Source organism: Pseudomonas sp. Colony2, from assembly GCF_019382755.1.
Taxonomy (GTDB): domain Bacteria; phylum Pseudomonadota; class Gammaproteobacteria; order Pseudomonadales; family Pseudomonadaceae; genus Aquipseudomonas.
Genome location: NZ_CP080030.1, coordinates 6,507,476 through 6,518,992, shown reverse-complemented (window position 1 = coordinate 6,518,992; position 11,517 = coordinate 6,507,476). Strand labels below are relative to the sequence as shown.

Annotated in this window: 10 protein-coding genes; 9 read left to right on the top strand and 1 reads right to left on the bottom strand. The window is 61.5% G+C overall.

The features are described from left to right. Window positions 1-12 precede the first annotated feature (12 nt). The 6 genes from JV201_RS26615 to trpE all read left to right on the top strand — a co-directional run bounded on the left by JV201_RS26615 (window position 13) and on the right by trpE (window position 6,557). On the top strand, window positions 13-1,245 hold the full coding sequence (locus JV201_RS26615) for an ABC transporter permease (protein WP_219407227.1): 1,233 nt from the start codon (window positions 13-15) through the stop codon (window positions 1,243-1,245). Between the two features lie 13 nt (window positions 1,246-1,258). Beyond that, window positions 1,259-2,083 (top strand): ABC transporter permease, encoded by an 825-nt coding sequence (locus tag JV201_RS26610; RefSeq protein ID WP_003210970.1) that lies wholly within the window; start codon window positions 1,259-1,261, stop codon window positions 2,081-2,083. Between the two features lie 202 nt (window positions 2,084-2,285). Beyond that, window positions 2,286-3,434 (top strand): iron-containing alcohol dehydrogenase, encoded by a 1,149-nt coding sequence (locus tag JV201_RS26605; protein WP_177041298.1) that lies wholly within the window; start codon window positions 2,286-2,288, stop codon window positions 3,432-3,434. Between the two features lie 83 nt (window positions 3,435-3,517). Next, window positions 3,518-4,192 (top strand): ribulose-phosphate 3-epimerase, encoded by a 675-nt coding sequence (gene rpe, locus JV201_RS26600; protein WP_003210966.1) that lies wholly within the window; start codon window positions 3,518-3,520, stop codon window positions 4,190-4,192. After that, a complete protein-coding gene (locus JV201_RS26595; RefSeq protein WP_003210964.1) occupies window positions 4,189-5,007 on the top strand; it encodes a phosphoglycolate phosphatase in 819 nt (272 codons plus the stop codon). Before rpe ends, JV201_RS26595 begins: the two co-directional genes overlap by 4 nt. Window positions 5,008-5,075: 68 nt before the next feature. After that, window positions 5,076-6,557, top strand: a complete 1,482-nt coding sequence (gene trpE / locus JV201_RS26590) for an anthranilate synthase component I (protein WP_087694720.1) — start codon at window positions 5,076-5,078, stop codon at window positions 6,555-6,557. A 138-nt stretch (window positions 6,558-6,695) separates the two neighbouring features. Here trpE and estP read toward each other — a convergent pair whose 3' ends face one another. Then, a complete protein-coding gene (estP, locus tag JV201_RS26585; RefSeq protein ID WP_219406213.1) occupies window positions 6,696-8,618 on the bottom strand; it encodes an esterase EstP in 1,923 nt (640 codons plus the stop codon). Window positions 8,619-9,030: 412 nt separating this feature from the next. Here estP and JV201_RS26580 point away from each other — a divergent pair, with 412 nt between their 5' ends. From JV201_RS26580 to trpC, 3 genes are read left to right on the top strand one after another with little or no spacing between them, the layout of a single operon-like run. Further along, entirely contained in the window at window positions 9,031-9,624 is a 594-nt protein-coding gene (locus JV201_RS26580; RefSeq protein WP_003210957.1) for an aminodeoxychorismate/anthranilate synthase component II, read from the top strand. Window positions 9,625-9,633: 9 nt separating this feature from the next. Then, window positions 9,634-10,683, top strand: a complete 1,050-nt coding sequence (gene trpD, locus JV201_RS26575) for an anthranilate phosphoribosyltransferase (RefSeq protein ID WP_003210955.1) — start codon at window positions 9,634-9,636, stop codon at window positions 10,681-10,683. Further along, the gene (trpC, locus tag JV201_RS26570) at window positions 10,680-11,516 is read left to right on the top strand and encodes an indole-3-glycerol phosphate synthase TrpC (protein ID WP_063026793.1); all 837 of its coding nucleotides are present in this window, start codon (window positions 10,680-10,682) and stop codon (window positions 11,514-11,516) included. Before trpD ends, trpC begins: the two co-directional genes overlap by 4 nt. Window position 11,517: the final 1 nt, after the last annotated feature.

Sequence of the window (11,517 nt, the reverse complement as noted above, 5' to 3'; positions counted from 1 at the left end):
CCGGAGTTCGCCATGGCCCTCGCCATTCCCAGCCCCACCCTGAAACAGCGCCTGGCGCGTGCCGAGCGGCTCAACCGCTGGAAGGCCCAGGCCCTGATCGCGCCATTGGTGGTGTTTTTGCTGCTGGTGTTCCTGGTACCGATTGTGGCGCTGCTCTACAAAAGCGTCGGCAACCCGGAAGTGGTGGGCGGCCTGCCGCGCACGGTGGTGGCGGTGACGGCCTGGGACGGTCGTGGCTTGCCGGGCGAGCCGGTGTACCAGGCCATCAGCGAGGACCTGGGCGAAGCCCGGAAAAACTCGACCCTGGGCGACCTCTCCAAACGCTTGAACATGGAGCTGGCGGGCTATCGCAGCCTGCTGACAAAAACCGCGCGGGCGCTGCCGTTCACCGAAGCGCCTGCCTCCTATAAAGAAGCGCTGGAAAACCTCGACGAACGCTGGGGCGACCCGGCGTACTGGCAGGCGATCCGGCGCAACACCAGCAGCCTCACGCCATACTACTTGCTGGCCGCCGTCGATCACCGCATCGACGACCTCGGCGAAATCGCCCCGGCCACCCCGGACCAGGCGATCTACCTCGATATCTTCACCCGTACGTTCTGGATGGGCCTGGTCATCACCGTGTGCTGCCTGCTGCTGGCCTATCCGTTGGCTTACCTGCTGGCCAACTTGCCGGCGCGGCAAAGCAATTTGCTGATGATCCTGGTGCTGCTGCCGTTCTGGACCTCGGTGCTGGTGCGCGTGGCGGCCTGGATCGTATTGCTGCAGTCCGGCGGCTTGATCAACAGCGCGCTGATGGGCATGGGGCTGATCGATAAACCCGTCGAGTTGGTGTTCAACCGGCTGGGGGTCTACATCTCCATGGTGCACATTCTGTTGCCGTTCATGATTTTGCCGATCTACAGCGTGATGAAAGGCATCTCGCCCACCTACATGCGGGCGGCAATCTCCCTGGGCTGCCACCCATTCGCCAGCTTCTGGCGCGTGTACTTCCCGCAGACCTACGCAGGCGTTGGTGCCGGCTGCTTGTTGGTGTTCATTTTGGCGATTGGCTACTACATCACCCCGGCCTTGCTGGGCAGCCCGAACGACCAGATGGTCAGCTACTTCGTGGCCTTCTACACCAACACCAGCATCAACTGGGGCATGGCCACGGCCTTGGGCGGCTTGTTGCTGCTGGCCACCGTGGTGCTGTACCTGATCTACAACTGGCTGGTGGGCGCCAGCCGCCTGCGCCTGAGCTAAGGAGACCGTTGCGATGCTGAGCCCTTATATGTCGCCCGTGGAACGGGTCTGGTTCTACAGCTTGCGGATCCTCTGCGGCCTGATCCTGTTGTTCCTGATCTTGCCGGTGCTGGTGATCATCCCGCTGTCGTTCAACAGTGGAAGTTTCCTGGTCTACCCGCTGCAAGGTTTCTCGCTGCACTGGTACCAGGATTTCTTCGGTTCGGCGGAATGGATGCGCGCCCTGAAGAACAGCATCATCGTGGCTCCGGCGGCTACAGTGCTGGCGATGGTGTTCGGCACGCTGGCGGCGATTGGCCTGACCCGGGGGCACTTTCCCGGCAAGGCGCTGGTGATGGCCCTGGTGATTTCGCCGATGGTAGTGCCCGTGGTGATTATCGGTGTGGCCAGTTACCTGTTCTTCGCGCCGCTGGGCCTGGGCAACAGCTTCTTCTCGCTGATCGTGGTGCACGCGGTGCTGGGCGTGCCGTTTGTGATCATCACCGTGTCGGCGACCTTGCAGGGGTTCAACCATAACCTGGTGCGGGCGGCGGCCAGCCTGGGCGCGTCACCGCTGACGGCGTTTCGTCGGGTGACCTTGCCATTGATTGCCCCGGGGGTGATCTCCGGGGCGCTGTTCGCCTTTGCCACCTCGTTCGATGAAGTGGTGGTGACGCTGTTCCTCGCCGGGCCCGAGCAGGCAACCTTGCCACGGCAGATGTTCAGCGGCATCCGTGAAAACCTCAGCCCGACGATTGCGGCGGCGGCGACCTTGCTGATCGCCTTCTCGGTGGTGCTGTTGCTGACCCTGGAATGGCTGCGCGGGCGCAGCGAGAAACTGCGTACGGCCCAGGTCTAAAGCCAAACAGAGATCAAAATGTGGGAGCGGGCTTGCTCGCGAAGGCGGTGTGTCAGTCAACAGAGATATCGACTGGCCTACCGCCTTCGCGAGCAAGCCCGCTCCCACATTGGGTTTGTGTCTATTCAGTAGCTGAATGCAAGACAACCAGCCCAAGTCAGCTAATCTTGTGCCAGCCCATAACTGATAAGAGGCCGCGCACATGAGTACTTCCTCATTCAAGATCGCCCACAAACTGCTCACCGGCACAGGCGCCATCGAGCAACTGGCCGCCGAGCTGACGCGGCTGGATGTCGACAACCCGCTGATTGTCACCGATGCGGCACTGGTCAAATCCGGCACCGTGGCGCTGGCGCTGGAACACCTGGGCGAACGGACCTACGAGATTTTCGACCGCGTGCTGCCCGACCCGGAAATCGCCATCGTCGAGGACTGCATGCGCGTCTACCGCGAAGGCGGGCATGACGGCCTGATCGGCGTCGGCGGCGGCAGTGCCATCGACATCGCCAAGAGCGTGGCGGCCTACGCCGGTTACCACGGCGCCCTGGCCGACCTGTTCGGCGTGGACCAGGTGCCGCGCAAAGGCCCGCCGCTGATCGCGATTCCCACCACCGCCGGCACCGGTTCGGAGGTGACCAACGTGGCGATTCTGTCGGACAAGGTCGCGCAACTGAAAAAAGGCATCGTCAGTGATTACCTGCTGCCGGACGTGGCCCTGATCAGCCCGCAGATGACCCTGACTTGCCCCCGCAGCGTCACCGCCGCCAGTGGGGTGGACGCATTGGTGCACGCCATCGAATCCTACCTGTCGCTGAATGCCTCGCCGATCACCGATGCACTGGCCATCGGGGCGATCAAACTGATTGCCAAGGCGTTGCCCAAGGCCTACGCCAACCCCGCCAACCTTGAGGCCCGGGACGACATGGCCACCGCCAGCCTGATGGCCGGGATGGCGTTCGGGAATGCCGGCGTGGGCGCGGTGCATGCGTTGGCCTACCCGTTGGGCGGGCGTTTCAACATCGCCCACGGCGTAAGCAATGCCTTGCTGCTGCCCTACGTGATGCACTGGAACAAGCTGGCGTGTGTGGAGCGCATGCAGGAGATAGCCGAGGCCATGGGCGTGAATATCACGGGGTTGAGTGCGGTGGATGCCGCCGACCAGGCCGTCGATGCGATGACGCGACTGTGTGCCGCAGTCGAGATTCCGTCCGGCCTGCGCAGCTTCGGTGTGCCTGAAGATGCGATCCCGGCCATGGCGGTAGAAGCGGCGGGGATCGAGCGCCTGATGCGCAACAATCCGCGCAAGCTCAGCGCCGCTGATATCGAGAAAATCTACCGGGCAGCTTATTAACCATTGAGCGAGGTCACGGTGCGCGCGGCAAAGCATGAGGTATACAATGCGCGCCATCGTGATTTAGCTCAAAAAGGTGCGTCATGCAGCCCTTCGTCATTGCTCCATCGATTCTCTCCGCCGACTTCGCCCGCCTGGGCGAGGAAGTGGACAAGGTGTTGGCCGCCGGTGCCGACTTCGTTCACTTCGATGTCATGGACAACCACTATGTGCCGAACCTGACCATTGGTCCGATGGTCTGCGCCGCCCTGCGTAAATACGGCGTGACCGCGCCTATCGATGCGCACTTGATGGTCAGCCCGGTGGACCGCATCGTCGGTGACTTCATCGAAGCCGGCGCGACCTACATCACCTTCCACCCGGAAGCTACGTTGCACGTGGACCGCACCCTGCAACTGATCCGCGAGGGCGGTTGCAAGGCGGGCCTGGTGTTCAACCCGGCCACTCCGCTGAGCGTGCTTGAGTACGTGATGGACAAAGTCGACATGGTGTTGCTGATGAGCGTCAACCCGGGCTTCGGCGGGCAGAAGTTTATCCCCGGCACCCTCAACAAGCTGCGTGAAGCGCGGGCGCTGATCGATGCGTCGGGCCGTGATATCCGCCTGGAGATCGACGGTGGCGTCAACGTCAACAACATCCGCGAAATCGCCGCGGCGGGTGCTGACACCTTTGTGGCCGGTTCGGCAATCTTCAATGCCCCGGACTATCAGGAAGTGATCGCCAAGATGCGTGCAGAACTGGCGCTGGCGCGTCCATGAGTGGCTTTGAGCAACTGTTCCCCGGCAAACTGCCACGGCTGGTGATGTTCGATCTGGACGGTACGTTGATCGATTCAGTGCCGGACCTGGCCGCGGCGGTGGACCAGATGCTGCTCAAGCTGGGGCGCAAGCCGGCGGGTATCGAGTCGGTGCGCGAGTGGGTCGGCAATGGCGCGCAGATGCTGGTGCGTCGGGCCTTGGCCAACAACATCGAGGCCGAGGGTGTCGATGATGTGGAAGCCGAGCATGCGCTTGAGCTGTTCAACGTGGCCTACGAAAACGGCCACGAACTGACCGTGGTTTATCCCGGCGTGCGCGACACCCTGAAATGGCTGCACAAGCAGGGCGTGGAAATGGCCCTGATCACCAACAAGCCGGAGCGCTTCGTCGCGCCGCTGTTGGACCAGATGAAGATCGGCCGGTATTTCCGCTGGATCATCGGCGGCGATACCTTGCCGCAGAAGAAGCCCGACCCGGCCGCGCTGTTCTTCGTGATGAAAATGGCCAATATCCCGGCGTCCCAATCGCTGTTTGTCGGCGATTCGCGCAGTGATGTGCTGGCGGCGAAAGCGGCGGGGGTCAAGTGTGTGGCCTTGAGTTACGGCTACAACCATGGCCGGCCGATTGCCGAAGAATCCCCGGCGCTGGTGATTGATGACCTGCGCCTGTTAATCCCCGGTTGCTTGGGAACGGGCGCTGAGATAACGTTGCCCGACGCTGTTCCATCCCCTTCTGGAAATCCCATCGTGGTGGTCACTCGCAAACTCTGGATGAAAGTCATCAAGGCCCTGGCCCGCTGGCGTTGGCGCGCCTGACTGATCCTCGCCGCGCTGCGGCACGTTTGCACACCTGACCGTTAGACCCTCAAGCCACGAGGCACCTCATGATCCGCGAAGAATTCCTGCGTTTGGCCGCTGCCGGCTACAACCGTATCCCCATGGCCTGCGAAACCCTGGCCGACTTCGACACGCCATTGTCGATCTACCTGAAACTGGCCGACGAGCCCAACTCCTATCTGCTGGAGTCGGTGCAGGGCGGCGAGAAATGGGGCCGTTATTCGATCATCGGCCTGCCGTGCCGCACGGTGTTGCGGGTACATGATCACCATGTGAGCATCACCCTGGACGGCGTCGAGATCGAAAGTCACGATGTGGAAGACCCGCTGGCCTTCGTCGAGGAATTCAAGGCGCGCTACAACGTGCCGACCATCGCCGGCCTGCCGCGCTTCAACGGCGGCCTGGTGGGTTACTTCGGCTACGACTGCGTGCGCTACGTGGAAAAACGCCTGGGCAAATCCCCGAACCCCGATCCGTTGGGTGTGCCGGACATTCTGCTGATGGTTTCCGACGCGGTGGTGGTGTTCGACAACCTCGCGGGCAAGATGCACGCTATCGTGTTGGCGGATCCTTCCCAGGCCGATGCGTTCGAGCAAGGCCAGGCGAGCCTGGAAGCGCTGCTGGAAAAACTGCGCCAGCCGATCACCCCGCGTCGCGGCCTGGACCTCAGCCGTCCACCGGCGGCTGACCCGGTGTTCCGCTCCAGCTTTACCCAGGATGACTACGAGCGTGCGGTCGATACCATCAAGGAATATATCCTTGCCGGTGACTGCATGCAGGTGGTGCCGTCGCAACGCATGTCCATCGACTTCAAGGCCGCGCCGATTGATTTGTACCGGGCGCTGCGCTGTTTCAACCCGACGCCGTACATGTACTTCTTCAACTTTGGCGACTTCCACGTCGTGGGCAGTTCGCCGGAAGTGCTGGTGCGGGTCGAAGACAACCTGATCACCGTGCGCCCGATTGCCGGCACGCGCCCTCGCGGTGCGACCGAAGAGGCGGACCTGGCGCTGGAACAGGACCTGTTGAGCGACGACAAGGAAATCGCCGAGCACTTGATGCTGATCGACCTGGGCCGCAACGACACCGGGCGTGTCTCGGAAATCGGTTCGGTGAAGCTCACCGAGAAGATGGTGATCGAGCGTTACTCCAACGTGATGCACATCGTGTCCAACGTCACCGGCGAGCTGAAGGCCGGGTTAACGGCGATGGATGCACTGCGGGCGATCCTGCCGGCGGGCACCTTGTCGGGCGCACCGAAGATTCGCGCGATGGAAATCATCGACGAGCTGGAGCCGGTCAAGCGTGGTGTGTATGGCGGCGCGGTGGGGTATTTCGCCTGGAACGGCAATATGGACACTGCGATCGCGATCCGTACGGCGGTGATCAAGGACGGCGAACTGCACGTGCAGGCGGGCGGCGGGATCGTGGCCGACTCGGTACCGGCCCTGGAATGGGAAGAGACGCTGAACAAGCGCCGGGCGATGTTCCGTGCGGTGGCGTTGGCTGAGCAGACCCCGCAGGGCTGAAGTCAGACGTAGATCAAAAATGTGGGAGCGGGCTTGCTCGCGAAGGCGGTGTATCAGTCGATATATAAGGTGACTGTCGCACCGCTTTCGCGAGCAAGCCCGCTCCCACATTTGGTATTTGTCAGTTTCAAGTCCGAGTCAGAAATCCAGACTCACCCCGACACTCAGCCCTTGCTGGGTAAAGTTGTCATCCTTTCTCACGTTATAGGCCGCGTTCAACGCCAGGTCCTTGGTCACCTTGTGGGTAATCCCCAGGTTCAAGCGATCCGAATTGCTGCGTGGCGTGTAGCCGTCCAGTTTGAAATCAATCCCCGGCACGCTGTTGAGGGACATGCCCACTCGCTGCGTATCGTTTTCAAACTCGTGCTCGTGGGCCACTTCGCCAAACACCAGGGTTTGCGGGGTGAAGCGGTAGTTGGCTTGTAATCCGATTCCCAAACGCTTGGAGTCGCGCTGTTGGTCATCAAACGTCAGCGCGGTGGAACGGGCATCTTTCTCCGAATAACCATTCACCTCGACCCGCGAATAGTCAGCGCTGATAAAGGGTGAGAAGTGCCACTCGCTGTTCGGCTCGGCGATGTCATACCCAACCCGTGCGCTCAATGCCCATAGCCAGCCGTCGGTGTCGCCTTTCTCGGTGCCTTCGCTGATGCCCAGGGCGAACTTGCGCTTGAGGTTGTCGAAGTCCAGTTTGCCGCCGGTCAATGCGGCGTCGGCCCACCAGTGATCTTCCTGATATTGGGCGAACGCGGTGCCCAGGTAGCTGTTGAGCTTGTAGTCCGAATCGCTGGCGCCGGCCTCAAGACTCTGGCGATAGAAGCCTGCTACCACACCCACGCGCCACTCGTCATTGAGCCTGTAGCTGCCACCGATGTTCAGGTTATAGCCGCTGCCGTCACCGCTGGCCGAGCTGTTCTGATCATCGAAGTCCAGGTGCTGGCCGCCAGCGTCGACGATCGCCCGCCATTGGCCCACGGCCTGCCAGCTACGGGAGTCGGCTTGCCATTGGTTGCGCAATGAATCCTGATGGGCGCGCAAGGTGCCTTGGGCCATTTCCGGAAGCAGGGTGATTTCCCAGGGCGCTGCCAGCAGTGAATACGCGTAGTCGGCGATCAGTACCTGGCCGGCCTCGGTCGGGTGCACGGTGTCGTTGTAAATCAGCTTGGTCGGGTCCGGATTGGTGCCGCCGACGCCATACACCGGATTCCTGCAGGTGGTGCCACTGAAGCACGTCTGGTTGAGGTTCTGGTCGGTGGCAAAACCAAAACGCCCGGGATCGGCAAAGGTTTCCTTGAGCAGCAACGGAATGTTCAGCGGGATGATCTGCGCATCGATTTGCGACAGGCGCTGTACCAGGGTCTGGTTGAACGCGCCGGCCAGGGTGCTGACGGCCCCTTGGAGCGGGGTGCCATTGACGGCAGGTGTCAGGCCCAGGTCCGGCAGCATCCATACCATTACATAACGGGCGCCAGCCTGTTGCAGCGCCTGGGCGCTGTCGGCCAGGCGCCCGGCTGCGGCCGAGGCCTGGTCGGGGCTGAGGACCAGGCCGTCGAGGAAGTCATTGCCGCCGCCGGAGAGAAAGTACAACGCGTTGGGGTCGGCTCGGCCCCCCGTTGATGCCAGGTATCCGGGACGTGTACGCAATACCTGCCCGGTGTCGCTGTCGGTGACGGTGGAGTTACCGGTGATGGCATCGTAGATCTGTTGGGTGGTGTAGCCGCCGACGGCCCAGTTATTGCCGTCTGGCTGGCCCAGCGCGGCGCGCTCCGGCGAGGTCGAGGCATTCAGGTCGCCCGGGGCAACCCCCAGCTTGCCGCCCAATAACGTCGAGGAGATCAACGATGTGCTTTCGCCGCTGCCGTCGAAGTATTGCGGGCCGGTGCGGTTGGTGAAGCGATAGGTTGAGCCCGGTGCGCCAGGGTCGGCAAATGTACCGGCGTCGGCCAGGCTGTCACCGAAAACGACCATCGTCGAATAAGGCGAGGGCGCGGCGAAGGCTTGCGAGCATGCCAGCGCCAAGAGGCAGCCGACGATGGGGGTGAAATAGGGCATCTTGGTCATGAGTCCGTCCATGATTTTGTTTTTTTGTCAGCACTGTGACTGTAGCGCCCTTGGAAGGGTTCTGAAAAGTTTGACGCCAATTATCAGTCGGGCAGTTTCCCCCGTATTTGCGGCTCGATATTGCACCGTTGGCGAGGCTACGTTACTGTGCCTGAACGTATGAATGAGACCCTCCCCGTGTTGATCATCAGCAAACTCTTGATGCGAGTAGTCAAGGCACACGCCCGTTGGCGTTGGCGCGCCTAACTTTTCTCTACCGGCCCCGCCGGACCTGTACCGATTTGCCTTCTTCACCCTCTGTTAAACGCCCCTTGCCGGCCAACCCCGGCAACCGGAAAGTGCGTCTGGCAGCGGGTCACTCCCTTGGAAGGCCGTCATTAGAAGTCAGTGAATTCAAGAGGTTTTAACCCACATGTTGCTGATGATTGATAACTACGACTCCTTTACCTACAACGTTGTGCAGTACCTGGGCGAGCTCGGCGCCGAGGTCAAGGTGGTGCGCAACGACGAATTGACCGTGGCCCAGATCGCCGCGTTGAACCCTGAACGCATCGTCGTCTCCCCAGGCCCGTGTACGCCGACCGAAGCGGGCATCTCCCTCGAAGCCATCCAATACTTTGCCGGCAAGCTGCCGATCCTGGGCGTGTGCCTGGGCCATCAGTCCATCGGCCAGGCCTTCGGTGGCGACGTCGTCCGCGCTCGCCAGGTAATGCACGGCAAGACCAGCCCGGTATTTCACAAGGACCAGGGCGTATTCCAGGGTTTGAACCTGCCGGTAACGGTAACCCGCTACCACTCGCTGGTGGTCAAGCGTGAAACCCTGCCCGAGTGCCTTGAGCTGACGGCCTGGACCCAGCTGGAAGACGGCTCGGTCGACGAGATCATGGGCCTGCGTCATAAGACACTGAACGTCGAAGGGGTGCAATTTCACCCGGAATCGATTTTGACCGAGCAGGGCTTCGAGCTGTTCGCTAACTTTCTCAAGCAGAGCGGCGGCACGCGCTAAGGACTTTTCATGGATATCAAGACTGCCCTGAGCCGTATCGTCGGCCATCTGGACCTGAGCACCGCTGAAATGAGCGATGTGATGCGCGAGATCATGACCGGTCAATGCACCGACGCGCAGATCGGCGCGTTCATGATGGCCATGCGCATGAAGAGCGAGAGCATCGACGAAATCGTTGGCGCTGTGTCGGTCATGCGTGAGCTGGCCGACAAGGTTGAACTCAAGACCCTCGACGGCGTGGTCGACGTGGTCGGCACCGGCGGCGACGGTGCGAACATTTTCAACGTGTCGACGGCTTCTTCCTTTGTGGTGGCCGCTGCCGGCTGCACCGTGGCCAAGCACGGTAACCGCGCGGTGTCGGGTAAAAGCGGCAGCGCCGATTTGCTGGAAGCAGCAGGCATCTACCTGAACCTGACCCCGGTACAAGTGGCGCGCTGCATCGATCATGTCGGTATCGGCTTCATGTTTGCCCAGTCCCATCACGGCGCGATGAAACACGCCGCCGGCCCGCGCAAGGACTTGGGCCTGCGTACCCTGTTCAACATGCTCGGCCCGCTTACGAATCCGGCCGGTGTGAAGCATCAGGTAGTGGGCGTGTTCAGCCAGGCGCTGTGCCGGCCATTGGCTGAAGTCCTGCAGCGCCTGGGCAGCAAGCACGTGCTGGTGGTGCACTCCAAGGATGGCCTCGACGAGTTCAGCCTGGCGGCACCGACCTTCGTGGCGGAGTTGAAGAACGACCAGGTCACCGAGTATTGGGTCGAGCCAGAAGACCTCGGCATGAAAAGCCAGAGCCTGCACGGCCTGGCCGTAGAAAGCCCGGCAGCCTCCCTTGAACTGATTCGCGATGCCCTGGGACGCCGCAAGACCGAAAACGGCCAGAAAGCCGCAGAAATGATTGTGCTCAACGCCGGTGCGGCGCTGTACGCCGCGGATCACGCCTACAGTCTTAAAGAGGGTGTTGCCCTCGCTCATGATGCATTGCATACCGGGCTGGCGCGCGAAAAGCTCGAAGAACTGGGTGCGTTTACTGCGGTGTTCAAAGTGGAGAATGAAGGATGAGTGTTCCGACCGTTCTGGAAAAAATCCTGGCCCGCAAGGCAGAAGAAGTCGCCGAGCGCCGTGCCCGGGTCAGCCTGGCTGAGCTGGAAGGCCTGGCGAAAACCGCTGATGCACCGCGTGGGTTCGCCAATGCGCTGATCAAGCAGGCCAAGGAAAAACAGCCGGCCGTTATCGCTGAAATCAAGAAGGCTTCGCCGAGTAAGGGCGTGATCCGCGAGATCTTCATCCCTGAAGACATTGCCAAGAGCTATGAAAAGGGCGGCGCGACGTGCCTCTCGGTGTTGACTGATATCGACTTCTTCCAGGGTTCCGACCTGTACTTGCAGCAAGCACGTGCCGCGTGCTCGCTGCCGGTGATCCGCAAGGACTTCATGGTCGACCCCTACCAGATCGTCGAAGCCCGTGCCTTGGGCGCCGATTGCGTGCTGTTGATCGTCTCCGCACTGGATGACGTGAAGATGGCCGAACTGGCAGCCGTGGCCAAAAGTGTTGGCCTCGATGTGCTGGTGGAAGTGCACGACGGTGATGAACTGGAACGCGCGTTGAAAACCCTCGACACACCGTTGGTGGGCGTCAACAACCGCAACCTGCACACCTTCGAAGTCAGCCTGGAAAACACCCTCGACCTGTTACCGCGCATCCCGCGCGACCGGTTGGTGATCACCGAAAGCGGCATCGTCAATCGCGCCGATGTGGAACTGATGGAAATCAGCGGCGTGTACTCGTTCCTCGTCGGCGAAACCTTCATGCGTGCCGAGAACCCGGGGGCTGAGTTGCAGCGCCTGTTCTTCCCGGAGCGTGGCGTTGCCGTCAGTGGCTCGACCCTGGATTGAT